Genomic DNA, 25,056 nt, shown 5'->3' with positions numbered 1-25,056 from the left:
ATTGAACTGTTGATCAAAACCTTCGAAAGCACGACCTTCCCATTCTCCTCTTAATTCATTTTGTAAGTTTTGTAATTGACGTAAAATATCCTCAATTTGATTTGCACCTTGTCCATATCGAGTCGCTTTCGATTTAAGCTCCTCTGGTGACATACGAATTTGTCCAGCCATTTTCATTTCCCCTTTAATACATAATAAGCAAAATATATTTTGGTTAATTTTACTAAACACATTATAATGTATTATTTTGAACTTTTAAACACTTTATCTTTCTATTGAATATTAGAATATTATCAATTTTAATCATTAAATATTCTACTTTTTCTTGCTTTACAAGATTTTATGCAAAAAAGACCCCCAAAAGGCAGTCTCAAAACTCAATCCTATTCCCCATCCCGCACTCCACCGCTTTCTCATACAAATACTTCGCAGCGATAATATCTACTACTGCCAAACCAACTGATTTGAAAATAGTAATCTCTTCATCATTTTCGCGTCCGGTTTTTTCCCCGCTTATGATTTGTCCAAGTTCGGCGTGGAGATTGCTAGTTTTATCGGAATTTGAAGGTCATCTGTTTCTAGATCATATTCAATTAAGAAATCCTACAAATGCCTCTTCTTCCTCATCTATAAAACCTACAAATATAATTTCTTCAATATCCTCATGATTAAATACAAATGTATACTCAGGATTAATGTAGCCTTCTGGATAAAAACAGCCAATATAGTCATACATCACAGGTTCTTTAACCATAAGTTTTTGTTTTCTTCCATAAATCACAATTTTCTTCGTCCCACCTTTTAATAGAACAATAGAACCATTTGGTAAAAACTTTTCTTTAGAAAATTGCATAATTCCCCATCCTTCCTTTATCTAAATGTAATTCTATATTCATGATGTTGCTTCTCCCTTTTCTTTTCCGCAGTCTTTACTGACTATAGGAGAACCACGATTATATACTTAAAATTCAATACAGACTCTTTAAATGGTTTCATGTGTTCTACCTCCACCTTCTATATGCTTCCTTAAATAATAATACCTATGGAGTTCCATAATGAAATGAAACAACATAAACGAAAGCATGGAGTATACACACATTAATACAATTGCTACCATCTTTTGTGTTGCAAAACCAAGACTGATATTAGCAACGAGTTGACCCAACCCTATAAAAGCCACTACTCCGAAACCAGAGTTTTTTTTCGATGACTTTGATTTTTTGATTGGTTCCTGAAGTTTTTTAATATGGTTTGTATAATAATAATTCAAAGCAAAAATATACAAACCCACTGAAAAGACAAAATAGATTGGAGTTTGTAATCCTAACATTCCATATGCAAACTTTTGGGTTATAACTAATAATCCTACTGAACATACGATGCCAAATACCCCACGAAATAGAGTGTATTGTAATTGCCGCTTCCTAGGATTTATAACAATCCATATTGCCCATAGATTTAAAAAAGCAACTGGTGGCACTATTATGTACATATATAGCGGTTGAAAAGGATTCGCAAAAGCAGGCAAAAGAACAAATATATCTGCTATCCCAATCACAAGAGTAATTATAGTCGATCTTATATCATTTACAGCATAAAGAGCCATATAATATTCAAAAACTTTTTTATTAAAATCTTTATTTTTTTTCATGTTAATTAAACCACCCTGCTACTGTTGACCAAGTTTTTTTCGCACCCGTTTTCACCATATCCTTAATACTATCATCTTCACCATCACCATCTAAATCAACATCCCATTTTACACCTTCTGTTACGTATGCTAATCCTACTGAAATACCGAATCCTGCTGCTGCAACTGCCAAAACTGGCGCGGCAGCAGGAAGAACTGCAACAGTCAGAACCGCAGCCCCTACAGTTGTTGCTCCTCCCACTACAACATTACCAATAATATCTCCTGCAATTTTATCACCTGAGGCATTAGCTTTAATATTCTCACTTGTATCTGTATATGAATCTATAGCTACACTAGCCCACCCAAGCCTATCCTTTAAGGCCATTTTAGCTGCGCTTCCTTTTTTTATCATCGCTTCTATTTCTTTTATCTTAGGAGTAGCTGTTCCATTTTCGATTTTTTTTTCGATATCATTTACATAGTAAATCTTATGATCTCTATGCCGTCCATTAACTTTTTTATTATCTTTAACAGAATCATAACTCTCTCTTACAAGAACTCGTTTGTTTTTTCTATCAAATTCTTTTTTTATCTCATAACCATTCCTTACTTTATAAACTGTATTCCCTACTGCAGCTGCACCTGAAAGTGTTCCGAATATATTCCCCATTCCATCTAATGGTACCATCGCATCAAAGTCAGTCATACCTAAAAATGAATCTTTTTTGTCTACTTCACCAGATTCAGAATCCTTATTTAACCTTTCAACTTCACGAGCTTTATCTTCTGTAATTTTTTGAATAGGCCCCGTCCAATCCATATTCAATCCTTGTGTACTAAATGTACCGCTGACGACACTAAACCCTTTCCCACTTTGAACTTCCGCAAGACCTGTAGCAATACTAGTTGCTAATTGAAGCGCTGTACTATAATTATTACTAGAGGTCTGATTGAATTGATACAAATGATCCAGCTTTTCTTGCAGTTTTTGCCTCATAACAATAAAAAGATTTACCATGGCATCCATACCCGGCATTGGCATAGCTTGATTGACAGCTTCCATACTTGTTTTCATTCGGTCAATTTCTCGAATTTGTTCTAGTATCTCGTGTTCAATTACATCTGTTGAAGCTACCTGTGATTGAAATTGACTTGGAAAGGCATTGTTTTGTCGGATTAGCTCTTCACATAAGTAAATGATTCCTTGCGCTAAAGGACGAAAGGTTTGTACAAAAAATGATTTTGCACTGCTATATGTTTGCCCTTGTAACACAGTATCAGTTGCAAAAGCATCAATCGACTGAATTGCTTGTTCCATACCTTGAATGGTGGCCGTACATACAGCGTTCATACTTTGAGTTTGGTTTTGTACTTCTCCCAAATACATATTTAAACTCATGAATTAGCCTCCTTTACTAATTGTTGTTGTTGATAGGAAAGGTCGTTTTCTAAATCACTAAGGTCTCGTCTTTCTTTAAGCAATGTTTCTTTTTTGTTTTCCAATTCAAATGTGACTTTTCGTTCAATATGTTGTGCATCTTGATACGTATTCATAAAAAACTGAGACATTTCTCTATCCCCATGCCAAGTTCCTAAAATCCGATCAAACAAACGATGTTTTCGACCTCTCCATTCATAAAAATCTGCTTCCGCTTGCTCCTGAATGTGAATCGCGGATTGATTTCGGTCTTGTTCTTCAAATACACTTCGTAACTTTTGATTTACTTGATTGATTTGTTTTTCAATGTCTTGACTCATCATATTCCTCCTACCGTTTTACCCTTATGTAGGTTGTCACATTAGCGAAAAGTGTTGTGAAGTTCGTTATCCATTCTCTCAAACTCTTGGGCTACTGAATGAATATTATCAACCGCTTGTTGAAAGGCAGCGGAAAATTGTTTCGTCAAGTCTAAAACTTGCTGATTCGCTTCTTGTGCTTTTAAATTAACAGATAATGTTGTACGCGTCGCCTTTGTTATAGAACGAGTTGTTGCACTTTGAATCCTATCAGAGGCTGATCCCATTTTCGTAGCAATTTGCGTTGCTGTTTGTAAATTACTTTGAAATTGTCCCATTCTTTCAAACCCTTTCTATAAGTTTTCCAAACGCATCAAAGAAATCTCATTAAATATATATCCCTATCAATATCACTCGCTAGGCATGCAATCAAATGAGCCATACAATATAAGCTGTATGGCTCATTTGAAATGCTTGTTATATAGAGTATGACAATTTTTATTTCAAACCGAAATTACGTGATAATTCTTCATCATGAGAAGCAACAGCCTCTGCAGTTTTATTAAGCTGCATATTAATTTCTTGTAATAGCTGTGCAAAGTTTTGTACCTTTGGCTTTAATTGATTGAACTGTTGGTCAAAACCTTCAAAAGCACGTCCTTCCCATTCTCCTCTTAATTCATTTTGTAAGTTTTGTAGTTGACTTAAAATGTCCTCAATTTGATTTGCACCTTGTCCATATCGAGCCGCTTTCGATTTAAGCTCCTCTGGTGACATACGAATTTGTCCAGCCATTTTCATTTCCCCTTTAATACATAATGAGCAAAATATACATTGGTTAATTTTACTAAATATATTATAAAATATTATTCTGAACTTTTAAACGTTTTATCTTTCTGTTGAATATTAGAATATTAATATTCAATTCTAATCATTACATATTCTACTTTTTCTTGCTTTACAAGATTTTATGCAAAAAAGACCACCAAAAGGCAGTCTCACAACTGAATCATAGTACCCATCCCACGCTCCACCGATTTCTCATACAAATACTTCGCGACGATAATATCTACTACTGCTAGACCAACTGATTTAAAAATAGTAATCTCTTCATCGTTCTCTCTACCAGCTTTTTCCCCGCTTATAATTTGACCAAGTTCGGCGTGGATGTCGCTCGCTTCAAATAATCCTTCTTTTATAGGAACTTGAAGGTCACCCGTTTCTTCCAATGCTGCTTCTTTTGATTCAACTACTACTTTGTTTGCGTTAGCGATGGCGTGAGATGGTAGTTCTTGCATGCTCGGTCTGAATGAACCGACGGCATTTATGTGGACGCCTTTTTTTAGTGTTTCTGTGAAGACTGGTGTGGATGCATTCGTTGTTGTGACGATGATGTCTGCTTCGCTTATTGCTTCATTTGGACTTGCATAGACGTAAGCTGGTTTGTTAAATGTCTCCTGTATATATTGCGCGAATGCATACGCTTTTTCTTCCGTTCGATTGTATAAAATGACTTTTTCGATATTTCTAACCGCGAATACTGCTTCTGCAATTCCTTTCGCCTGTTCACCGGTTCCGATAATACATAAAGTTTTTGCGTTATGACGAGCTAAATGTTTTGTCGCTACACCTGATAAAGCGCCTGTTCGGATCATCGTTAAGTACGAACCTTCTAAAAGTGCGAGCGGTTCTCCCGTTTGAAAATCTGATAGCATAACGATCCCGTTTATCGTTTTCTTTCCTATCTTTTTATTATGAGGAGCTACTGTTACTACTTTTAAGCCGAGTGCTTCAAGTCCTTCCGCTACTGAAGGCATAATTAATGCGGTATTTTGCTCGTTCGCAAATGGTAATGAGCCGCGAATTGGTGTAATCGTTCTTTCTGCTGAAAATTCTTTTAAAGCAAGCGCCGCGTATTCAATGACTTCATTCATATTTACTAAGTTTTTTTGTTCGTTCGCGCTTATGACTAGCATATTTGTTCACCCTTTTCTAAATTCTTTTCTTCACTAGATGTGATATTTTCATTCACGACCTGCGCTCCTACTAAATCACCCGTAATATTTACAACTGTGTGGCCCATATCAACGAGCGGAGAAACCGCCGCAATGATCGGGATAATTGTTAGCGGGAGCCCTAGTGTAGAAAGTAAAATGGTCGCGGTAATAACGTCCGCACCTTTTACTCCAGCGCAGCCCGCTGCAAGGACAATTCCTAAAAATACAGTTTGCAGAATAAGCCCAAATGTAATCGGAATACCATATACGTTTAATGCGAAGACCGCTAAAACACCGAGCGCTGCTGATAGTCCGTTCATATTAACAGTAGCTCCAAGTGGAATGGTGAAACCAGCTACCGATTCAGGGATACGAAGTCTTTTTTGCGCAACTTCCATCGTTACCGGAAGCGTTGCGCTACTTGATGTCGTACTAGCAGCTACGAGCATAGCTGGACTCACTTGTTTGTAGAAATGAATTGGGCTTATCTTCCCGAAAACTTTCAGTACAATTGGGTACATAATGAACACAATGAGTAGCAATGATAAATAATCAGCTACTACATAGCTAACGACCGCAGTAAGCATGTCAGCTCCAAATGTGCCAACTACATGAGCAATTAACGCCATAATTCCGTATGGGGCAAATCCGATAACGAGCTCTGCAATTTTAATCATGACTCCTGATCCTTCATGCACTAATTTACGAATTCCTTTCGCTTGATCCCCAAGAAGAATAAGTGCCACCCCGACAAAAATAGCAAAGATAATAATTTGAAGCATACTCGTTTCTGAAGCTGCTTGAATGACGTTAGAAGGAAACCATTGCACGATATTATCTACAAAACTAAACTTCTCTTCTTTAAAGTTCTGCCCATTCGCAAGAAGACCTTCTACTCCTTTACCAGGGTTGATAATAAAAGCGATCACTACGCCAATGCTTGTCGCTAATACCGCTGTGACTGCATAGTAAATAAAAATTCTGCCGCCAATCGCCCTTAACATTTTCGGATTTTCAAGCTGCGCGATACCTGAGACGATACTTAAAAAAGTTAAAGGAACAATAATCATTTGTAATAAGCGAATAAATATATCCCCAATCGGCTTTAAAACAGCTACTTTCGGTCCAAATGCTATACCTAAAACAATACCGATTAATGCCCCTATCAAAATTTTCACAGGTAAATTTTGTTTTCGCCACCACTTCATCCAAAGGTCCCTCCCTTAAGAAAACATTAAGCTAACAAAAACCCCCGATTCAAATCATCCCTCGGATCTACAACAAACTGATGGAATCCTGTAATAAATGCATTTCCCGTTACTTTCGGAACGACTGCTTCATATTTGTCTACCTCTGTTACCGACAATACTTCTCCCTCAAATTTGCCGTCAGTAATGCATTCGTGGATGAAAATCTCTCCTTTTTGTAAGGCATCTTTTTCAAAAAGGGTTGCGATTCTTGCGGAAGTTCCTGTGCCGCAAGGGGAACGGTCTACTTGCCCATCAGCAAAGATCGTGACATTTCGTAAAGTAGCGTCTTTTTCTTTCGGTTCATCTGAGAAAATAACGCCGTATATTCCTTTTAAATCTTCTTCAAGTGGATGTTTTACTTCCATTTGACTCTCAATGTAGTGCTTAATTTTACCGCCCCACGTTTGAATAGCAGCTAAGTCTTTGAAATCGACTTTCAAACCAAATTCTTTACTATCCACTACAGCATAAAATGCTCCGCCAAACGCGATATCTACTTGAAATTCATAGTCATCTATTTTGATAGGAACGTCTTTCTTATATACGAACGAAGGAACGTTTTCAAATGATACGGATTCAACTTCGCTTCCGTTATATTTTGCGTACGCAATAACTTCCCCAGCAGGGCTATCAATAATGAATTTTTGTTTTTCACCTGTCACTTCAAACATACCTGTTTCAATTCCAACTGTAATAACAGCAATAATGCCATGACCGCACATCGTACTCCAGCCTTCATTGTGCATAAATAATACGCCAAAATCAGCGTGAGGACTTGCAGGCGGAGTAATGATACAACCGTACATTCCGTGATGTCCCCTCGGTTCATACATAAGAATCTCACGAAGATGATCCAAATGTTCCATGCAGTACGCGCGTCTTTCTAGTTGCGTTTCTCCCTTTATCACTGGCACTCCGCCCGTAATAATTCGAAGTGGTTCCCCAGCTACGTGAGCATCAATTGTTGTGTATATTTTACTAATCTTCATTTCTATCTCTCCTCTATATATTGATACTATTTTTATTGCAATTATCATGCCAAAGTGTAGAGCGTTAATTTGTTTACATTTTTCTGAAAAAGGTGTATCCTTTTGGCAACAAATCTGTATACCACTGTCTACTTTTTTATAAATCCCCTACTCATTATTACGGGATAAATTCTTTTGGAGGCCACGTTATGAAACAATTCGATAACTTTGCAGTTCCAACGTTACATACACTCCTCTCTTACGTGGAAGAAGCGATTTCTATCGTAAATACGAAGGGCGTTATGTTGTACTGGAATGAGGCAGCAGAAAAAATGTATGACATTAAGAAAGAAGATATTATCGGTAGAAATGTGCAAGAGTTTTTTTCAAAAGAAGATATTATGAATTTAAAAGTTCTTAAGAGCGGGCAACCGGTCCGGGATATTTATCATCTTCCTCTGCCAGATAAGCACGTATTAATTAGTACGACTCCTATTTATAACGACGACAACGAATTAGTTGGTTCTATGTCTGTAGAAAGAGATATTACTGCGACAATTAAGTTAAATGAAAAATTATCCTCTACTTCTGAAGAATTACAACAATTAAAGCAAATGATTCAGCATCAACAAGATGACCCCTTCAGCACGATTAAAGGAAATAACGCAACACTTCAGCACATTATCCACAACATGAAAAAGGTAGCAAAAACAGATGCGACGATTTTAATTACAGGCGAAAGCGGTGTTGGAAAAGAGCTATTTGCCCAGGCCATTCATGAAGCGAGTCTTAGAAGCAAGCAACCTTTTATCCCAATTAATTGCGGCGCTATTCCTGCCGCCCTATTTGAAAGTGAGTTATTTGGTTATGAATCCGGAGCATATACTGGAGCCGCTAAGGGCGGAAAGGCAGGAAAGTTAGAATTAGCAAATGGCGGCACTTTATTTTTAGACGAAGTGGGAGAACTACCGCTTGATATGCAAGTAAAACTACTTCGCGCTTTACAAGAAAAAGAAATTTACCGAATTGGTGGGCAAACGCCGAAAAAAATAAACGTAAGAATTGTCGCCGCAACGAATCGTATTTTAGAAGATATGGTGCTCAGCGGGACATTTCGATCTGATTTGTTTTATAGATTAAATGTATTCACGGCGCACATCCCGCCGCTGCGAGAGCGAACGGACGATATTTCCTTTTTAACTCATCATTTCTTAAAGGAATTTTCTTTTAAATATAACAAGCCCGCTCCATTCGTTCATCAAGAAGCAATGAACAGGCTACATACATATTTTTGGCCGGGTAATATTCGCGAACTGCGCAATATAATAGAAAGATTAATTGTCCTTCATGACGGTAAAGAAATACGGGAAGCGAATATTTTGCAACTATTGCCTTCGCAAAAATCTGTCTATCATACAGAGCGCTCACTCACTGACGAGAAAAAGAACTTAGAGAAAACTAGAATTATACAAGCTCTCGAAGACACGTACGGAAACAAAAGCATCGCTGCGAAAAAATTAGGTATGTCCCGGGCTAATTTATATAAGAAACTGAAGAAGTATGGGATTACTTACGAAGTAGAACATTAATCAGTGTGGGGGCCTACAACCAACCCCACACTCTACAAAAATATATCAGCGATTATCCAATTATATCGACCACAACTCCGAATATATCGACGTTTCGACAAACTTCGCGTTTTCACACCCAATAACCACCAACTAAATACAGAATAAAGTCCATATCCACCAACCAATCCCACAACCAGCACCCGCCAAGGACACTCGAGCATCCAAAATTAAAATCCCCCAAAACCTCGGGGGACCCCATCAAACCCTAACCGCCACCACATCCGGCACTTGCTTAGCAATCTCCTCACCAATCTTTATACTAGCCGTTGCCGCCGGGGATGGTGCATTACAAATATGCAGAGAATTTATACCAGGGATAATACAAAAATCATCAACCATATTTCCGTTTGATAATATAGCCTGTGCCCTTACGCCTGCATGGGTTGGCACGATATCTTTCTCTGTAAGTTCTGGTATTAAGCGCTGCAAGCTTTTTAGGAATGATTGTTTACTAAATGAGCGCACCATTTCTTTTATGCCTTCTTTCATATTGGGCATCGCCATTTTCCAAAAGCCTGTGTATGTCATTGTTTCCATGAAGTCTTTAATGTCAAAGTCTGTTTTCGTATAGCCTTCGCGTTTGAAGCTTAATACTGCGTTCGGTCCTGCATGTACGTCTCCGTTTATCATTCTTGTGAAATGAACACCTAAAAACGGGAATTCTGGATTTGGAACGGGATAGATTAAATGTTTTACAAGTTGGCGTTTTTCTGGGACAAGTTCGTAATATTCACCACGAAACGGAACAATTTTCATATCCGTTAATATTCCTGTCTTTTTCGCAATACGATCGCTATGTAAGCCAGCGCAGTTAATGAGAAATTTCGCTTTAAATACACCTTGATTCGTCTCAATTGTTACGGCGTCTTTCTTCTCAGTAATACGCTCCGCCGTTGTTCCTAAATGTATTTCTCCGCCGCTTTCTTGAATCAAGCGGGCAAATGCATAACTTACTCCTCTATAGTCAGCAATCCCGCAAGAAGGAACACGGATTGCGCCAAGTCCCTTTACATGAGGTTCAATTTCAGCTAATTCTTCCTTACCTATTTTTTCAATATGTAAATCGTTTTGTAAGCCTCTTTCATATAAGTTATGTAAAAGAGGAAGTTCGTTCTTTTCTGTAGCGACAATTACTTTCCCGCACATGTCATAAGCGATGTCATTTTCTTTACAAAATTGAACCATAGCTGCGTTTCCTTCTTTGGCAAACTTTGCTTTATAACTCCCTGGTTTATAGTAAATTCCAGAATGAATTACACCGCTATTATGTCCAGTTTGATGATGTGCAAGTTCCTTTTCTTTTTCAATGATCGCGATTTTTGCACGAGGGAATTTTTTCGTTAAAGCCATTCCAGTTGAAAGGCCAACAATTCCTCCGCCAATAATTATAAAGTCATACATCCTACTTCCCCCTTAATAGTATAAAAGGCAGGTCTCTTTAAAAGACCCGCCGTACATATTATTTAGAAAAACAACCACGTTGACGCATTAGTTCTCTATATAAATCTTTATTTTTCTCAAACGCAGCTCTTCCGTGCATCCAAAATAAATTGTTTAACAGAACTAAGTCACCAATTGGTAATTTCAATGCATGTGTTGCTGGTGAGTTTTCAACAGAATATGATAAGTCTTTCAGATAGTTTGCTTGTTCAATATTATCTGGATAAGCGAACTGATCAATAAAACAAATACATGGTGCGTTATTCACATCAAAAAACGTTTCACGATAGACGATTTCTTGCGCATTTTTACTTGGTGGTGCTTTATACGTAACCTTAACAGATGCGAGCGAATGATTTCTAAATTTTTGAAGATCTTCCCAATCGTCTAAATGTAGTAAACGGGATTCCCCTCCTACTGCATTTTGCTCTTCAATTTTCATCATAAGAAGCCAATCTGTCGGTTCATCAACGAATGTACCGTCTGTATGAAGTGTAAACAATCGGTAAGCTTGACGAAGGTAAGAATCACTACTATCTGTATCTTTCACATTAAATCTAGCATAATACGTTCCCGTCATTGCATCAAAGTTTGGCTCCCCGATTAAATGTGTTAACGCTGTTGCAAATTTCACGTAGTCTGCTGGATCTGCCGTTTCACCTTGTACCCCAATTGTAAATCCACCCGTTTCACGGTCATGAACAATGCCGCGAATGTTATCCATAAATGATTGCCCAAAAATCTTTCTCATTCCATCAGCAAGATTAAACCGAGAATAAGGAATGTATTGTAATGACTGCTCTGAATGCTCTTTTACCTCTTCAAAAAACTGCTTAAGCAATTGCTGATTTAACACAATATGGTATAAACGCTTATGCTCTGGATGAGGAACAATCTCATATCCCTCATATTTCTTTGCAAACTTCATCTTCGCACTTTGTTCTGTAATAATCGACATTTCAATTCCTCCCTAATTTAAATATGAAGAACTTATTGACGTTTTTTACAGACAGTTATCCTTATCTTCTTATGCTGAGATTCGGTCTTACTGCCCTAACATCGAAAAAGCCAGTCATACGCATCCACGACATAAAATCGTAGAAACGTACAACTGGCTCATAATTACGAGTGTTCTTTAATCTCTTAAAGTACAATAATAATAGACAGTTTGTATGAAAATATTTGTAACACAGGAAAGCAAGATCGAATATAGAGAAGGCTAATTTCTCGTATGGATCTTATTAATTAAATAATAATTCATAATATTCTAACTGTCAATTCGTTTTTTATTATTTTCTCGACATACTTTACACATTTTACAAATCCCCTTACTTTCCGCACATCCTCTTTTTTTCGTCTCTTGTTTTACAACTTGAACTTCATTTAACTTTTTCATAGTTTTTGCCTCCTCAATATAAAAAGCCAGTCGTATCCCGTTAACGGAAATACAACTGGCTCTCGTTTATGGCTATATAAACTAGACAGTTTTTATGGTGTTGTTTCCTCGTACTCTCCTCTGGGCTGTTCATCATTTAAATAACTTACGTATTGGCGATGTAAATCCTTTACCGCACTAACGATAGCATTTTGCGCTTTTCCTTGATAATGGTCCATAATATCTTGAACGATTTCTTTAATACCATCTTGCAAACTATGTCCTCTCAACATTTGAGCGACGAAGTCTCTACCATGCTCTGTCGCAAGCGTACATGACGCTTCAATAATGACATGATATTTATGATCTGCCTCAATTGTAATTGTTAGTGTCTCGTACATACTGCGAACAGCCATCCCTTTCGGAAGTCTCGAGTGTCCTGCCATAAAAAATGTCCCTTTACGCATATTTCATCCTCCGTTACTATGTTTTTGGCTCTTATACTTGATCTACGTATACTGTCTTTATTCTTGTATAAAATTCTTTCGCCGCTTTTCCTTGTTCACGCGATCCAGCACTAGAGTTTTTCATTCCGCCAAACGGAACTTGTGGTTCTGCTCCTGCAGTTTCTGAATTCACGTGTACCATTCCGACTTCCATATCATCAATAAACCTTTGTGATAAACTTAAATTATTCGTACAAATCGATGCACTTAGTCCGTATTCTGTATCGTTCGCTAAAGAAACTGCTTCTTCATAACTATTCACTTTAAATAAACATATAACTGGACCGAAAATCTCTTCTCTCGCAATGCGTGCATCTTTATCGACATTTTCAAAAATAGTCGGTAAAACATAACAGCCTCGATCCAGTTCAGATTCGCCTGGCACGCTGCCTCCATACAGTAAGGTAGCCTCTCCTTTTCCTACTTCAATCATTGATAAAATAGATTGCTGCTGCCCCTTGGAAACACATGGGCCCATAAATGTATCCGGTTCTAGCGGGTTCCCAACTGTAAGAGCTTCCGTGCGCTGCAACAGTCGACCCTTGAACGCTTCATAAATGTCCTCTTCGACTATTACTCTACTTGTTGCAGTACATTTTTGCCCTGTTGACATAAACGCACCTTTTATCGCAATACTTACCGCCTTTTCAATATCGGCATCTTTTAATACAACTAACGGATTTTTTCCGCCCATTTCTAATTGTACTTTTTTCTGAGTTTCAACCGCTGCTTTTTGAATGATGTTTCCAACGTGATTAGAACCAGTAAAGGATACCGCTTTTATATCCGGATTTCCCGTTAATTCTGCTCCAACTTCAGAGCCTTTTCCGAATACACAATTTATAACGCCTGCTGGAATGCCTGCCTCATGAAAGGCGTTTACAAGATGGTACACCGATTTTGGCGTAACTTCGGCCGGCTTAATGACAATCGTATTTCCGTAAATAAGTGCCGGCGCCATTTTCCACGCTGGAATTGCAATTGGAAAGTTCCACGGTGTAATTAATCCAACTGGCCCTACTGCTACACGTTTACTATAGAGCATTGTACTTTCATTAGCAGACGGGATGAGCTCTCCGATCGGCTGATTTGCTTCCCCTGCATAATATTCAAGAATGCTAATCGCCCGCTTCGTCTCTCCTATTCCTTCCGCAATCGTCTTTCCTTCTTCGCTTGTTACATCCCGGCCAACTTCATTTACCTTTTCTTTTAAAATAGCTGCCGCTTTCCATAAATAGCTCGCTCTTTCTTGAAACGATAACTTTTGCCATTTATGAAACGCTTCTTTCGCTGATGCGATTGCTACTCGTGTATCCTCTACTGAACTAAACGGAAATTCACCTAGCACTTCCCCGTTATGCGGATTATAATTTTTAACGTATGCATTCGTGGAAGGCTCTCTCCACTCACCGTTTATATAATTGAAAAACCTCATTCCCCTGCCCCCACCGTTTTTATTTTGATAGTTTCGCAATAGCAGCTTCTAAAATAGTAAGCCCTTCTTCAAGCTGTTCATCTGTTATAACGAGAGGCGGTAAGAAGCGAAGTACGTTACTATAAATACCAGCGCTTATCGTAATGACCCCTTTACTATGCGTTTCCTTCATAATCGCTTTAACCTCTTCTGCTGCTGGCTCTTTCGTCTCTTTATCTTTTACAAGCTCGATTGCAGTCATAGCACCAAGGCCTCTAACATCACCAATTAGTTCGTATTTATCTTTCCAGCTATTAAACACTTCCATCATGCGCTCGCCAATTTCTACAGCACGATTTACTAAATTCTCTTCTTCGATTACATCTAAAACAGCTAATGCAGCCGCGCAAGCAGCCGGACTTCCTGAGAAAGTACCACCTAATTGACCTGGTCCAGGTGCATCCATCAAATCCGCTCTTCCTGTTATTGCGCTCAGCGGCATTCCAGCAGCGATTGATTTTGAAAAAGTCATTAAATCAGGAGCTACGCCGAAATGATCCATTGCAAATAAACTGCCCGTACGAGCGAAACCAGTTTGAATTTCATCCGCAATCATAATGATTCCGTACTTATCACAAATATTCCGGACACCTTGCATAAACGTAGTCGTCGGAACGATAAATCCACCTTCTCCTTGAAGCGGTTCCAAAATAATTGCAGCGATATTATCACTTGCTACTTCCTCTAACATAAAGCGTTCGAAATACGCTAAAATTTGCGCGTCTACTTCTTCTGGTGTCAGTCCTTCTTCAGCGCGGTAATAGTACGGATATGGTAATTTGTATACTTCTGATACAAACGGCCCAAATCCATGCTTGTACGGTTTCACTTTACTTGTCAGTGACATCGTCAAAAGTGTACGTCCGTGATATGCACGCTCAAACGAAACAATCGCGCTTCTTCCCGTAGCTTTTCTCGCAATCTTCACCGCATTTTCTACTGCTTCTGCACCACTATTCGCAAACATCGTTTTTTTCTTAAAATCACCTGGCGTTAACTCATTCAGTCTTTCCGCGAGTGTAATATAACTTTCATAAGGCGCTACGTGAAAACAACTATGAATAGAAGATTCCACTTGATCTTGAATCGCCTTTACTACTTTCGGATGACAATGCCCGACGTTTTGCATACCAATTCCGCCCGCAAAATCGATTAACTCATTACCATCTACATCAGTAATAATCGCTCCTTTTGCTGATTGCACATACAACTCTGTAATATTGTAAGGCCCTTCTGGCACCGCATTTTTTCTTCTTTCATGTAATATGCTAGATTTTGTAGTTGTAATATCTTTCTTCTCTTTCAACATGGAACATTACCCCTTTTCTTATTCTTTTTCTATGCTAACTTCTGAATCTTTTATAATCGTAAAATCATTCAACTTTTGCTTATCGAACTTTCTAACTCTTAAAAAATAACTTATTATTACTAGAATCATAGCTAATAATGTCATGTAAAACTGCATACGCATATCTGCTATAAACGCTTGTGAAACAAATATCGTAATAATCATTAAAAGCGTTGCATATGTGAGATAAGGGAATAACCACATTTTCACTTTCAGCTTTCCAGCCCCGTCTCTTTCCCTCTCTCGTCTTAACCTGACATGTGAAACGGCAACGAACATATACATCAGCATCGTTACCCCTCCTGAACTATTCGCTAAAAACGCAAACAGTTTATCAGGAGATATAAATTTCAACATCGCGCAAATAAATGCAAATACGATACTTGCATAGATCGCTACAACCGGTGTCCCTCTACTATTTAACCGTGAGAAACTAGCCGGAGCATCGCCTTTTTTAGCAAGTGAAAATAACATACGCGAACTCGTATATATACCTGAGTTCATAACGGAAAGTAGTGATAAAAATACAACACCGTTCATAATTTCTGCGGCTGCAGGTACCCCTGCCATATTAAATAAACTTGCATACGGAAGTTTTAATAACTCCTTATCCGTCCACGGAATAAACATAACTAAAATTGTTACTGATCCTACGAAGAAAAGCATAAGGCGCCATACTACACTATTAATAGCTCGTATAACATTCTTCTCTGGATTTTCCGATTCCCCGGCTGCAATCGCGGCGACTTCGCTTCCCGATAAAGAGAAAGAAATAAATACAACGCTCAGTAAGACAGGAACAATTCCATTCGGGAAGAAGCCTCCATTTTCCGTAACCATAGCGAGACTCGGTCTCTCCACTCCTGGAACAAGACCAAAAAACATCGAAACTCCTAAAATTAAAAACGCAACAATCGCAATAACTTTAATAAACGCTAACCAATATTCAAACTCACCGTAGAGTTTTACTGAATATACATTCGTCATCGTCATTAAAAGGACCATACATAAACTCGCCAGCCATGCTGGAACCGACGGGAACCAATTGTTAATCATCACGCCTAAAAGCACCGCTTCAATTGCGATAATAATGACCCAGTTAAACCAATATAACCACCCAATCGTATACCCTGCCCACGGCCCAATTGCTTTGTTCGCATACGTTGCAAAAGAACCGCTATCAGGATTTTCTGCTGCCATCTCTCCTAACATCCGCATCACGAGCACAACCATTAAAGCGCCGATAATATAGGACAAAATCGCTGCTGGACCCGTCGATTGAATAATCGTTCCACTTCCTACAAACAAACCACCACCGATAACCCCGCCGATCGAAATCATTGTTATATGCCGAGTTTTTAAATCCTTCTGTAACTCCTTTTTCTCTTTAGCCAAACAATTCACCAGCCCCTCCATTAGCGTGGACGTTCACCATCTTCCATTGACAACGCTTTCTAAAAATCCCCTCCTACTTTGACTAAAAAATAAAAAGAGCCAGAAAAACAATGTACACATTTACATTGGATTTTACTGTCTCTATCCGTATGGCTCGTCCTCCTGCTAAGGAAGTTCAAGTGGAAAGAAGCTCCGCTATTCAATTGAACAAAAGTAAACCCGGGCTTACAGAGAGGCTAATCACTGTCATCCGATAATAAGTTAATCATAATACAATAAGACTGAATATTCAATGTTCATTTTCGCAAATTTCATGAATAAAAAAAGAAAATTCTCTTACCTCGCCACATATACTGTTCAAAAGAAAAAAGGAAGTGATCCAATGTATTACGGAACAAAGGGCTGGTACGTCGCTGAGCTTAAAAAATTAGGTGTTCGCTATCATGAAGGACGAAAACTAGAAAGTTACCGCGCACACGTATTACGCAATTTATTAATCGCACAACAAGAGACAACGAAAGAAGAGTAATTTACTAACAAAATTACTCTCGAGATATATCGTCTATTCAACAAATCCCGGCAAATCACCCATCTAAACTACCAACTAATCACACATTGATACAAACTAAAAAAAGGTCACCCAAACAGGCATGCCCATCAACTTAAGAATTCAGAATCACCACAAAACGAAAAAATAAGCTTTTTTGTCACAAGTGTAGCTTTGTAAAAAAGATTGATTATTTATAATAAAGTTTGATGTTTTCTTGTTGGATATTTATTTTAATCTAACGATAAACATTGTGAAGAAATGTACTTCAACTAACGGGGCAGGTTAGTTGAAGATCTCATCAGATAAGTAATAATATTTAAAGGAATAATTCATTCTGATAAAGAACATTAAAAAACGTGATGATAAGGAGGCGATTGTATGGCAAATCATGTAGAAAATCTATATAGCTATCATGTATGGGCAAATCAACGGATTATTGATCATCTTAAGACACTTTCTCCTGAGAAATATCAAAAGGAAATGAAAAGTGTCTTTTCTTCTGTTTCAAAGGTTTTATCTCATCTCTATTTGGTGGAATATGGATGGCTTCATACCCTCGAGGGTCAGAGTATGAACGAAGCAATGCAATCTTCATTTCAAATTCAAGAAAAGATTGAGAAACTTCCCATTGAAGACTTAGAAACGGAATTTCACACTTTAACATCCCGGTTTAAAACCTTTTTGAACAGACAGGAAGATATGGAAAAGAGAATAATGTTGGATAATCCATGGGCAGGATTAAGAGAAACAAGTATATCTGAAATGGTCTTACACGTTGTGAATCATGGAACCTATCATAGAGGGAATATTTCAGCTATGTTACATCAGTTGGGTGATTCTTCAGTTATGACTGATTATGCTTTTTATTGGTATTCTTGAAATATTATTCATTAAGGCTCAGTAAAATAATCAAACTTTTTTATAAAAATCTCATACTTAGCTAAAAAGAGTAACTCCATTTTGATCAATCTTTATTCAAAATGGAGTTTTTGTATTTGTTGTTAAATAAAAAAGGATAATCAGCCTCATAATGGACTAACTATCCTGTAATTTATTATCTAAATTTAATAAACGGGTGACCTTTCCTATTCACAAACAAGAATTTGTCTAGAAAATGATCCTTTTCTTGTGATACAGCGGTCTGAAATTTCAAATCCCGCTTCATGAATCATGTCGTCCATTGTTTCCATCGTGACAACGACTACTTTTTTTGCAATGCGGCGCGCACTTGAAAGAATCGAGAGTTGATCTTCTGGTGTTGCGTGCGTAAATAGGTCGTACGGCATATCGATAATTGCAACGTCGTAGTTCTCAGTAAGTTCTTCAATCGGGCCATTTGTTACTGTTCCTTCAAACCCGAAATGTGCGATGTTTTTTCTCGTTCCAAGAACCACAAGTGGATTTATATCTCTACCAACGATGTTAATCCCCATAGAAAGTGCTTCTACTACTACTGTTCCAATGCCGCAGCACGGGTCAATAGCTCGTACTCCCTCTGGGTTTGGTACAGCGATATTTGCGACAGCTCTAGCAACACGCGTGCTCAGTGATGTCGAATAGCTATGCGGTTTTTTTATATGATGATACCAAACCGGATCACTTTCTACATAGTGTCCGAAGTACCAGCGTCCTCCAAGAGGAACAATCCCGAATACACGCTCTGGATTACGAACATCCGCTTCTCCTTCAATATGCATGCCAAGGTCTCGTTCAATAAGGCGTCTTTCCCCATATTCAATTTTATTTTCTCCAACAAGGTCATTAATTTTAACGAAGATGACTTTGAACGTCGCTCCCGCCAAGTCAATTTGTTCCACTTGTTTCAAGATGCTTTCTAAGTCGTCTCCTTCATACATAACCTCAACGCGCTCTTTAATAAACGGACTTCTACTCGGAGCAATCTTGACTTCACTTTTCAAAATATTAACGTGAGACTCCATCCCAAAGAACGAGCGCATTTCCAAGTAACATAAAGCACGCTCCTCTTCGCGAAACGCATACGTATATATACATGCAGGTGTTTTACTATGATTATTCAATCTATGATCATCCTTTATCATTTTAAATTGTTATGATTACAATTACTCGAATACTTTTTCACATAAAATTTAATGATATCATATGCCCGAAGTAAAGAGAAACCTTTATAATTCATTTAACAAATAGAAGAGACTGCCTCTGGCAATCTCTTCTATCATTCTCTCTATTTATTAACGGTACGAAGATACGTCATTACCCATTGCTTCGTAGTAATCTAAAATACCTTGATAAATAGCTTCTGCTGCACTTTGTCTCTGTTCTGGTGTAGCAATTTTATCAGCATCGCTTTTATTATCTACAAATGCTAATTCTGCTAATACAGCTGGCATTGTATTTTCTCTAGTTACGTATAAGTCCTTTGGTTTCGCGCCACGGTCTTTTGTTCCCAGCGCTTCTACAAGACGTTTTTGAATCTTCTCTGCTAATAAACGACTTTCTTCTGTATTTGGATTAGTTGCTCTTGTCGTTGCTGACTGATAATAGAACGTTTCTGTACCTTGTCCATTTTTCAAGTCAGAACCATTAGCATGGATACTTACAAAAATATCTCCATTATTTTTCTGTGCAAACTCTACTCGTTTTTTCAATGAATCTGTTGAGTCTACTCCTGGACGAGTATCATCTGTACGAGTGAATAACACAGTAAACGGTGTCTTTTTCTCAAATATTTTCTGTAATCGTAATGATACATCTAATACGGTTTGACTTTCTTTCTCATAATAACCAGGATTCCCCGAGTCAATTCCACCATGACCTGGATCAATAATAATTGCTTTTCCTTCTAAGAAATTACCTTGTTTTACTGGGTTTAATTGATTTTTATCTACCCATTGGAAGCCACTATTTGTACGGATACGAATCCAGCTATCTTTTTCTTCAATAACCGTTACTGTTTGCGCTCCATATTTCCCTACCACTTTAGAAGAATGTGTAGCTTCTGCATACGCAGTAAATCCTTCATTAATAGCTTCTTTTTTTTCTGTTAAAGGTGTCCATTTCTCACCTTTACTCGTTACAATTTTAATCCATCCATCACGCTCTTCTTTTACTACAACCGTTTGTGGATCATGTTGCACGTCAGTGATTCCTGATGATAAAGATGGTTGGTGATATGTAATAAACTTGCGATCTATATACATTTTCTTCTCTGTTTCTGGTTTACTAACATTATCATTATTTTTGCTTAGCTTGTCCGCTTTATACGTCATTTGTGCAGCTTGTTCACGTGGTATAGAAAGATCTGGACTCCAAGTTGTCTTCCCTGTACCAGCAGAAATCTCTAACGCTACTAAAATATTTGCTGCTTCTTTACCGAAATGACCTTCTAAATCAGTAAATTTATTCGTTACTGGGGCTTTTACCAAACCTTGTAATTTATAAGCCTTCACAAGCATAGATGCCATCTCAGCACGTGTTACTTTCCCATCAGGATCAAATACACCTGCTTCTCGCCCTGCAATAATATTCTCTTTTTCAATTGCTGCAATATACTGAGCTGCCCAATGATCTTTTGAATCGTTAAAAGATGGCTTCGCAGCTGGATTAACGTTTAATCCAATTGCTTTCGCTACAATTGTCGCTGCTTCAGCACGTGTTAAAAGACCCTGTGGTGCAAAAGTACTGTCCGTCATACCGCTAATTACATTTCTCTCTACTAAATAGTAAATTGCGTCTTTTGACCATGCGTTATCTGGAACATCTGAAAACTTCTTCGTTTCTGCTAAACTACTAATTGGATATACCAATAAATTTGCTGCTAATATACCTGCAGCGATTGCTTTGTACTTCATGAAAACAAATCTCCTCTCAAAATCTCACATTATACAATTCTCTTAATCAAACTAATATTAAAAATATTAATTGGTAAATAACTCCTACAATAGTTTATAACATTCTATCCCTATAGTAAATACGTTTCCTATACATATTATTAAAAATGAATATATAGAGAATAATAAATATAGATACAATGAAACGATACTCATTATAGACGTCCATCCCCACTAATTATTAGCCCACATCCATCATAATTTTTACGTATTTTCGAATTTTGATGTGGGCGCCTTACTATATCGGGATATAATTCAATTACTTAAAATTGTCTTCTTCATATTTTCTTCCTTCTTCTAAAGGAAGTTTTTTCTCACTAACTAGTTTCGCTTCTCCCGTATCGAGATTTGTTTGGAAAGTCGAAAAGTACCACATTCCTTCTCCGTTATCGTAATTTCCAACAAGAAATTCCCCCTTATCTAAAGCTTTAAAACAAGTTCCTGCAATACCTAGGTCCCCTTCGCCAATTTTCACTTCGAGTACTTTCCCTTTATGAATATAGAAAACTTTCGCTGTAGATAAATTAGAAGACTCACGCTGCAACGCTACAAAAAAATCTGGTGTACCTTTACTAACAAAGCCATTTTTTCTAGACGTATTAAATGTAAACTCTCCAATTTGTGCCTCTTGCAAATATAATGTCGCACTTGTAGATTGTAAGGCAAGCTGATATTCACCTGTATATATTTGATCCCCTTCTTGTGCACCGACCCAAACTTCTTTTTGCGTTTCATGCTTTTCGTTATTCGCAAATACATGCAAAGTATACGTTTCACCCTCAGTAGAATTCATGGAAACAGTATAACGACTTTGCACCTGCGGATTTATTTGTGATCCTTGGATTTTCCCACTCTCTTTTTTCTTTTCCTGGGTATCCTCTACCTTCGTCACTTCTTTTTCCCCTACGCTTTCTTTAGAACATCCACTTAACGCTAAACTTACAACGATACTACCCATCAATAGTTTCTTCATCTTATCCCCCAAATAAAAAGCTGATTAAAAATAATATTTTCAATCAGCCCTCTCTATTTTCTATGAAATTAGTCTTCAATTAAATTAGACATTACATATGCATACACTAATGCTTCTGTATGAGCGATGGAGCTTTCATGTGTACGTTCAAATGCATGAGAAGAATCGATACCCGCTCCAATTAGCGCATGTTTCACATCAAATCCAGCACGAATCGCAGCTGATGCATCCGATCCGTAGTACGGATAAATATCTACTTTATATTCAACATTATTCACTTTCGCAAGTTCAACTAAATGTTTACGTAATGCATAATGGTATGGGCCACTAGAATCTTTCGCACAAATAGATACTGTATATTCATCAGATGCTTGGCCATCACCTAACGCTCCCATATCAACTGCTAAATATTCAACAGTTTCTTCTGGGATGTTAGAGTTACCACCGTACCCGATTTCTTCATTATTAGAAATTAAGAAATGTGTTGTATATGGTAATGTTACCTTTTCATCTTGTAATCTTTTAATTAATTTTAATAGAATTGCTACACTTACTTTATCGTCTAAATGACGTGATTTTATGTATCCACTCTTTGTAATTTGAACGCGTGGATCAAATGAAACGAAGTCTCCTACTTCTATTCCTAACTCACGTACTTCATCTGCTGAAAAGACACGCTCATCGATACGAACTTCAATATTTTTCTCATCGCGCTTCGCTTCCCCTGCATCTTTGTACACATGGACAGAAGTTTGATGCATTAAAATTGTACCTGTATACTTCTTACCGTTTGACGTTTCAATTTCGCAATATTCCCCTTCTACAGAGTTCCAACGAAACCCACCAATCATAGATAGACTAAGACGGCCATCAGGCTTAATTTCTTTCACCATTGCACCTAACGTATCAACGTGTGCAGTTAATAAACGATGCTGCTCATCATTCTTCCCTTTAACCGTTAAAATAAGAGCGCCTTTATTATTACGCTTCGTCTCTACATTCCACTCACTTACATAGTTTTCAATAAAACGAATGATTTTCGCTGTATTTCCAGACGGACTCGGAATAGAGACAAGCTCCTTAATGAGTTCCATCGTTTCTTGTGCATGATGTGCCATTATCGTTTCCTCCTCATTTTCTCTACTATTCAGTATACAAAATTTACTAGGAAACCTCTACTCATATGGCTCAATTTTCTAAATTATAATAAAATTCACTTTAACAAAAAAACATAGCGCAATTCACGGGCGCTATGCTTTTCCTATCAAACTATTCTTCTGAAACATCTAATAAATAAATGCCTCTTGCAAACCCACCGCGCTCTTCTTCTTTCTGCTTACGAATACGCTCTACATCTTCAATTGTTGCACCTTCTGCGCGAGCTAATGAAACAATAACTTCAAGTGCATCTGCAAGTGAATCTAACGCATGTTCACGATCCTTCATCGAAGCAAATTCACGAATTTCTTCTGTACCAATTTTCGCTAACGCTTGTATGTAAGCTTGTCCTGTTAATTTTTGTGCTGTATATGTTTTTCCAGACATTAAAATTTTCTCCGGGACACGATCTCTTACTAACTTGTTATAAGTTACCATCACTTTTCCTCCTATTTTTAATAACACCCGAGCTCTGCTTTATAGAAAAACCACTCTTTTTTCACACAAGCACTTAACATATCAATTCCTGATCCGTGCGCCCTTACTACCGGAAAGAAGTAATGCTCTGGTTCTTCTTTCTTATCGCCGTATAAGGTTTGATACTCATCAGGAATCGCCTCTTTTTTCACATCCCGTTCTTTCTTCACTTCACCAGAGAAAGCAACAGTTGGATGTCCTTCAAAGAATAATGCAGTCCGTACCGCAAGAGATGGTGTACTATGCAAAGCATAATATGTAAGTAAGATAATAACGATAACACCGATAATTTTCTTCATTTATTACTCCTAAAAAAAGTGCTAACACAATTATACTAAAATGTGTTAGCACTTTCTTCCCTTTATCTCGAATTAACGGGCAGTAAGACTAATAATCCGCGTGGGATAAACAAATCCCCCGCGGATTAAAGTTTCACTTTATTCCCCTTTAAATGATGGTAGACGCTTTTCTAAAAAAGCAGCAATACCTTCTTTATGATCTGCTGTTTGTCTCATCGCATATTGACCGCGTTTTTCAAGCTGCAGCGTTTGTTCTAAATTAGAGCGATTCACTTCACATAAAATTTGTTTCGTTTGGATCATCGCCTTAATCGGTTTTTGTAACCATTCATTAATTTTTTGCTTCACAGCCGTTTGGAAATCCTCACCGATTACTTCATCAATTAAACCGATATCTAGCGCTTCTGTCGCTGATAATTTCTTCCCTTCCCAAATGATCTTCTTCGTCATATTTTCACCGACGCGCTTTTGAAGGAAGAAATGGCCACCACCATCTGGAATTAAAGCGATTCCAATAAAGTTCATCGCAATAACTGATGATATATCTGCCATGACATAATCAGCTGTTAATGCAATACTTAATCCAAGCCCAGCAGTCGGCCCATGAATTGCACTAATAACAAGCTTTGGCATCGTATATAACGTCACAACGATTTCAGAAATTGTATTCATGATGCCTTCAAACTTACTTTCATCATTACTTGAAAGCATGGATTTAATATCTCCACCCGCCGAAAAACCACGGCCACTTCCGCATAACACAACAACGTGAACAGAACTTTCCGCCACTTCTTTCAACTTTTGTAATAACTCTTTTAACGTTGGCTCATCTAATGCATTTAACACCTCTGGACGATTGACCATAACCGTTGCTACGCGCCCTTCATATTTCACAACAACAGATTCTGTTTTACTTGTTACTTCCATTATATATACCCCTCTTTTCCACATAAAGATTATACTTATATAATTATAG

The 25,056-nt window shown here is 37.7% G+C and carries 27 protein-coding genes and 1 pseudogene; 3 read left to right on the top strand and 25 right to left on the bottom strand.

The window, feature by feature from the left end; translation table 11 throughout:
* The 11 genes and pseudogenes from AB3X48_RS06205 to AB3X48_RS06155 form a co-directional block, all read right to left on the bottom strand.
* Positions 1–171, bottom strand: a 171-nt coding sequence (locus AB3X48_RS06205) for a WXG100 family type VII secretion target (protein WP_367959067.1), incomplete at its 3' end; no start/stop codon positions are given.
* A 199-nt stretch (positions 172–370) separates the two neighbouring features.
* Positions 371–579, bottom strand: a pseudogene (locus AB3X48_RS06200) (ornithine cyclodeaminase family protein); the annotation flags it as partial.
* A 10-nt stretch (positions 580–589) separates the two neighbouring features.
* The gene (locus AB3X48_RS06195; RefSeq protein ID WP_070146215.1) at positions 590–853 is read right to left on the bottom strand and encodes a DUF4176 domain-containing protein; all 264 of its coding nucleotides are present in this window, start codon (positions 851–853) and stop codon (positions 590–592) included.
* Between the two features lie 129 nt (positions 854–982).
* The gene (locus AB3X48_RS06190; protein ID WP_256416210.1) at positions 983–1,651 is read right to left on the bottom strand and encodes a hypothetical protein; all 669 of its coding nucleotides are present in this window, start codon (positions 1,649–1,651) and stop codon (positions 983–985) included.
* Position 1,652: 1 nt separating this feature from the next.
* Positions 1,653–3,032 (bottom strand): T7SS effector LXG polymorphic toxin, encoded by a 1,380-nt coding sequence (locus AB3X48_RS06185; protein ID WP_256416211.1) that lies wholly within the window; start codon positions 3,030–3,032, stop codon positions 1,653–1,655.
* Positions 3,029–3,391, bottom strand: a complete 363-nt coding sequence (locus AB3X48_RS06180) for a DUF3958 family protein (RefSeq protein WP_088098729.1) — start codon at positions 3,389–3,391, stop codon at positions 3,029–3,031. The genes AB3X48_RS06185 and AB3X48_RS06180 overlap by 4 nt, the downstream gene beginning before the upstream one ends.
* A gap of 41 nt (positions 3,392–3,432) precedes the next feature.
* Positions 3,433–3,708 carry a TIGR04197 family type VII secretion effector gene (locus tag AB3X48_RS06175; RefSeq protein ID WP_088292428.1) on the bottom strand — a complete coding sequence of 92 codons (276 nt, stop codon included), beginning with the start codon at positions 3,706–3,708 and terminating at the stop codon, positions 3,433–3,435.
* A gap of 160 nt (positions 3,709–3,868) precedes the next feature.
* Positions 3,869–4,165 (bottom strand): WXG100 family type VII secretion target, encoded by a 297-nt coding sequence (locus AB3X48_RS06170; RefSeq protein ID WP_000918591.1) that lies wholly within the window; start codon positions 4,163–4,165, stop codon positions 3,869–3,871.
* A 203-nt stretch (positions 4,166–4,368) separates the two neighbouring features.
* Positions 4,369–5,346, bottom strand: coding sequence for an ornithine cyclodeaminase family protein (locus tag AB3X48_RS06165; RefSeq protein ID WP_367959062.1), 978 nt, complete (start codon positions 5,344–5,346; stop codon positions 4,369–4,371).
* Positions 5,340–6,575 carry a dicarboxylate/amino acid:cation symporter gene (locus tag AB3X48_RS06160; RefSeq protein ID WP_016103873.1) on the bottom strand — a complete coding sequence of 412 codons (1,236 nt, stop codon included), beginning with the start codon at positions 6,573–6,575 and terminating at the stop codon, positions 5,340–5,342. Before AB3X48_RS06160 ends, AB3X48_RS06165 begins: the two co-directional genes overlap by 7 nt.
* 26 nt (positions 6,576–6,601) lie before the next feature.
* Positions 6,602–7,654 carry a proline racemase family protein gene (locus tag AB3X48_RS06155; protein WP_082187201.1) on the bottom strand — a complete coding sequence of 351 codons (1,053 nt, stop codon included), beginning with the start codon at positions 7,652–7,654 and terminating at the stop codon, positions 6,602–6,604.
* A 140-nt stretch (positions 7,655–7,794) separates the two neighbouring features.
* Between AB3X48_RS06155 and AB3X48_RS06150 the strand changes: the two genes are divergently transcribed.
* A complete protein-coding gene (locus tag AB3X48_RS06150) occupies positions 7,795–9,174 on the top strand; it encodes a sigma-54 interaction domain-containing protein (protein ID WP_256416212.1) in 1,380 nt (459 codons plus the stop codon).
* Positions 9,175–9,414: 240 nt separating this feature from the next.
* On the opposite strand, the gene lhgD is transcribed toward AB3X48_RS06150, so the two are convergent.
* From lhgD to AB3X48_RS06115, 7 genes are all read right to left on the bottom strand, one after another.
* Positions 9,415–10,617, bottom strand: a complete 1,203-nt coding sequence (gene lhgD / locus AB3X48_RS06145; RefSeq protein WP_016103870.1) for an L-2-hydroxyglutarate dehydrogenase — start codon at positions 10,615–10,617, stop codon at positions 9,415–9,417.
* A gap of 58 nt (positions 10,618–10,675) precedes the next feature.
* On the bottom strand, positions 10,676–11,614 hold the full coding sequence (gene glaH / locus AB3X48_RS06140; RefSeq protein ID WP_016103869.1) for a glutarate dioxygenase GlaH: 939 nt from the start codon (positions 11,612–11,614) through the stop codon (positions 10,676–10,678).
* 309 nt (positions 11,615–11,923) lie between these two features.
* Positions 11,924–12,052 carry a hypothetical protein gene (locus AB3X48_RS06135; RefSeq protein ID WP_002159095.1) on the bottom strand — a complete coding sequence of 43 codons (129 nt, stop codon included), beginning with the start codon at positions 12,050–12,052 and terminating at the stop codon, positions 11,924–11,926.
* A gap of 92 nt (positions 12,053–12,144) precedes the next feature.
* The gene (locus tag AB3X48_RS06130; RefSeq protein ID WP_367959058.1) at positions 12,145–12,498 is read right to left on the bottom strand and encodes a DUF3870 domain-containing protein; all 354 of its coding nucleotides are present in this window, start codon (positions 12,496–12,498) and stop codon (positions 12,145–12,147) included.
* A gap of 31 nt (positions 12,499–12,529) precedes the next feature.
* Complete coding sequence (locus AB3X48_RS06125; protein WP_256416213.1) at positions 12,530–13,972, bottom strand: aldehyde dehydrogenase family protein; 1,443 nt, start codon at positions 13,970–13,972, stop codon at positions 12,530–12,532.
* A 19-nt stretch (positions 13,973–13,991) separates the two neighbouring features.
* Positions 13,992–15,320: a 4-aminobutyrate--2-oxoglutarate transaminase gene (gabT, locus tag AB3X48_RS06120; RefSeq protein ID WP_002114776.1), complete on the bottom strand. Its 1,329-nt coding sequence runs from the start codon at positions 15,318–15,320 to the stop codon at positions 13,992–13,994.
* A gap of 18 nt (positions 15,321–15,338) precedes the next feature.
* Positions 15,339–16,763 (bottom strand): amino acid permease, encoded by a 1,425-nt coding sequence (locus AB3X48_RS06115; protein WP_256416214.1) that lies wholly within the window; start codon positions 16,761–16,763, stop codon positions 15,339–15,341.
* A gap of 304 nt (positions 16,764–17,067) precedes the next feature.
* Between AB3X48_RS06115 and AB3X48_RS06110 the strand changes: the two genes are divergently transcribed.
* Entirely contained in the window at positions 17,068–17,283 is a 216-nt protein-coding gene (locus tag AB3X48_RS06110; RefSeq protein ID WP_033710642.1) for a YflJ family protein, read from the top strand.
* A gap of 399 nt (positions 17,284–17,682) precedes the next feature.
* Positions 17,683–18,183: a DinB family protein gene (locus AB3X48_RS06105; protein WP_256416215.1), complete on the top strand. Its 501-nt coding sequence runs from the start codon at positions 17,683–17,685 to the stop codon at positions 18,181–18,183.
* A gap of 206 nt (positions 18,184–18,389) precedes the next feature.
* Here AB3X48_RS06105 and AB3X48_RS06100 read toward each other — a convergent pair whose 3' ends face one another.
* From AB3X48_RS06100 to AB3X48_RS06070, 7 genes are all read right to left on the bottom strand, one after another.
* On the bottom strand, positions 18,390–19,343 hold the full coding sequence (locus AB3X48_RS06100) for a TRM11 family SAM-dependent methyltransferase (protein WP_078173987.1): 954 nt from the start codon (positions 19,341–19,343) through the stop codon (positions 18,390–18,392).
* A 171-nt stretch (positions 19,344–19,514) separates the two neighbouring features.
* Positions 19,515–21,134 carry an N-acetylmuramoyl-L-alanine amidase gene (locus AB3X48_RS06095; RefSeq protein ID WP_256416216.1) on the bottom strand — a complete coding sequence of 540 codons (1,620 nt, stop codon included), beginning with the start codon at positions 21,132–21,134 and terminating at the stop codon, positions 19,515–19,517.
* Between the two features lie 298 nt (positions 21,135–21,432).
* Positions 21,433–22,146 carry a hypothetical protein gene (locus tag AB3X48_RS06090; protein WP_256416217.1) on the bottom strand — a complete coding sequence of 238 codons (714 nt, stop codon included), beginning with the start codon at positions 22,144–22,146 and terminating at the stop codon, positions 21,433–21,435.
* A gap of 68 nt (positions 22,147–22,214) precedes the next feature.
* Positions 22,215–23,264 carry a M42 family metallopeptidase gene (locus AB3X48_RS06085; protein WP_256416218.1) on the bottom strand — a complete coding sequence of 350 codons (1,050 nt, stop codon included), beginning with the start codon at positions 23,262–23,264 and terminating at the stop codon, positions 22,215–22,217.
* A 151-nt stretch (positions 23,265–23,415) separates the two neighbouring features.
* A complete protein-coding gene (locus AB3X48_RS06080) occupies positions 23,416–23,742 on the bottom strand; it encodes a nucleoside triphosphate pyrophosphohydrolase (protein WP_016103860.1) in 327 nt (108 codons plus the stop codon).
* Positions 23,743–23,759: 17 nt separating this feature from the next.
* On the bottom strand, positions 23,760–24,080 hold the full coding sequence (locus AB3X48_RS06075) for a YjcN family protein (RefSeq protein WP_016103859.1): 321 nt from the start codon (positions 24,078–24,080) through the stop codon (positions 23,760–23,762).
* A gap of 138 nt (positions 24,081–24,218) precedes the next feature.
* Positions 24,219–25,007 (bottom strand): enoyl-CoA hydratase, encoded by a 789-nt coding sequence (locus AB3X48_RS06070; protein WP_016103858.1) that lies wholly within the window; start codon positions 25,005–25,007, stop codon positions 24,219–24,221.
* Between the last annotated feature and the right edge of the window lie 49 nt (positions 25,008–25,056).

It is taken from the genome of Bacillus sp. S4 (assembly GCF_040838205.1).
Taxonomy (GTDB): Bacteria; Bacillota; Bacilli; order Bacillales; family Bacillaceae_G; genus Bacillus_A; species Bacillus_A cereus_U.
This window is presented reverse-complemented; position numbering and strand designations above follow the sequence as displayed.

Coding starts and splice junctions, on each gene's coding strand:
- AB3X48_RS06090 (WP_256416217.1), bottom strand. CDS start 22,146: ATGAAGAAACTATTGATGGGTAGTATCGTTGTAAGTTTAGCGTTAAGT.
- AB3X48_RS06185 (WP_256416211.1), bottom strand. CDS start 3,032: ATGAGTTTAAATATGTATTTGGGAGAAGTACAAAACCAAACTCAAAGT.
- AB3X48_RS06130 (WP_367959058.1), bottom strand. CDS start 12,498: ATGCGTAAAGGGACATTTTTTATGGCAGGACACTCGAGACTTCCGAAA.
- AB3X48_RS06195 (WP_070146215.1), bottom strand. CDS start 853: ATGCAATTTTCTAAAGAAAAGTTTTTACCAAATGGTTCTATTGTTCTA.
- AB3X48_RS06160 (WP_016103873.1), bottom strand. CDS start 6,575: ATGAAGTGGTGGCGAAAACAAAATTTACCTGTGAAAATTTTGATAGGG.
- AB3X48_RS06070 (WP_016103858.1), bottom strand. CDS start 25,007: ATGGAAGTAACAAGTAAAACAGAATCTGTTGTTGTGAAATATGAAGGG.
- glaH (WP_016103869.1), bottom strand. CDS start 11,614: ATGTCGATTATTACAGAACAAAGTGCGAAGATGAAGTTTGCAAAGAAA.
- AB3X48_RS06135 (WP_002159095.1), bottom strand. CDS start 12,052: ATGAAAAAGTTAAATGAAGTTCAAGTTGTAAAACAAGAGACGAAAAAA.
- AB3X48_RS06170 (WP_000918591.1), bottom strand. CDS start 4,165: ATGGCTGGACAAATTCGTATGTCACCAGAGGAGCTTAAATCGAAAGCG.
- AB3X48_RS06085 (WP_256416218.1), bottom strand. CDS start 23,264: ATGGCACATCATGCACAAGAAACGATGGAACTCATTAAGGAGCTTGTC.
- AB3X48_RS06125 (WP_256416213.1), bottom strand. CDS start 13,972: ATGAGGTTTTTCAATTATATAAACGGTGAGTGGAGAGAGCCTTCCACG.
- AB3X48_RS06105 (WP_256416215.1), top strand. CDS start 17,683: ATGGCAAATCATGTAGAAAATCTATATAGCTATCATGTATGGGCAAAT.
- AB3X48_RS06110 (WP_033710642.1), top strand. CDS start 17,068: ATGAATAAAAAAAGAAAATTCTCTTACCTCGCCACATATACTGTTCAA.
- AB3X48_RS06150 (WP_256416212.1), top strand. CDS start 7,795: ATGAAACAATTCGATAACTTTGCAGTTCCAACGTTACATACACTCCTC.
- lhgD (WP_016103870.1), bottom strand. CDS start 10,617: ATGTATGACTTTATAATTATTGGCGGAGGAATTGTTGGCCTTTCAACT.
- AB3X48_RS06080 (WP_016103860.1), bottom strand. CDS start 23,742: ATGGTAACTTATAACAAGTTAGTAAGAGATCGTGTCCCGGAGAAAATT.
- AB3X48_RS06180 (WP_088098729.1), bottom strand. CDS start 3,391: ATGAGTCAAGACATTGAAAAACAAATCAATCAAGTAAATCAAAAGTTA.
- AB3X48_RS06095 (WP_256416216.1), bottom strand. CDS start 21,134: ATGAAGTACAAAGCAATCGCTGCAGGTATATTAGCAGCAAATTTATTG.
- gabT (WP_002114776.1), bottom strand. CDS start 15,320: ATGTTGAAAGAGAAGAAAGATATTACAACTACAAAATCTAGCATATTA.
- AB3X48_RS06175 (WP_088292428.1), bottom strand. CDS start 3,708: ATGGGACAATTTCAAAGTAATTTACAAACAGCAACGCAAATTGCTACG.
- AB3X48_RS06155 (WP_082187201.1), bottom strand. CDS start 7,654: ATGATAATTGCAATAAAAATAGTATCAATATATAGAGGAGAGATAGAA.
- AB3X48_RS06165 (WP_367959062.1), bottom strand. CDS start 5,346: ATGCTAGTCATAAGCGCGAACGAACAAAAAAACTTAGTAAATATGAAT.
- AB3X48_RS06075 (WP_016103859.1), bottom strand. CDS start 24,080: ATGAAGAAAATTATCGGTGTTATCGTTATTATCTTACTTACATATTAT.
- AB3X48_RS06190 (WP_256416210.1), bottom strand. CDS start 1,651: ATGAAAAAAAATAAAGATTTTAATAAAAAAGTTTTTGAATATTATATG.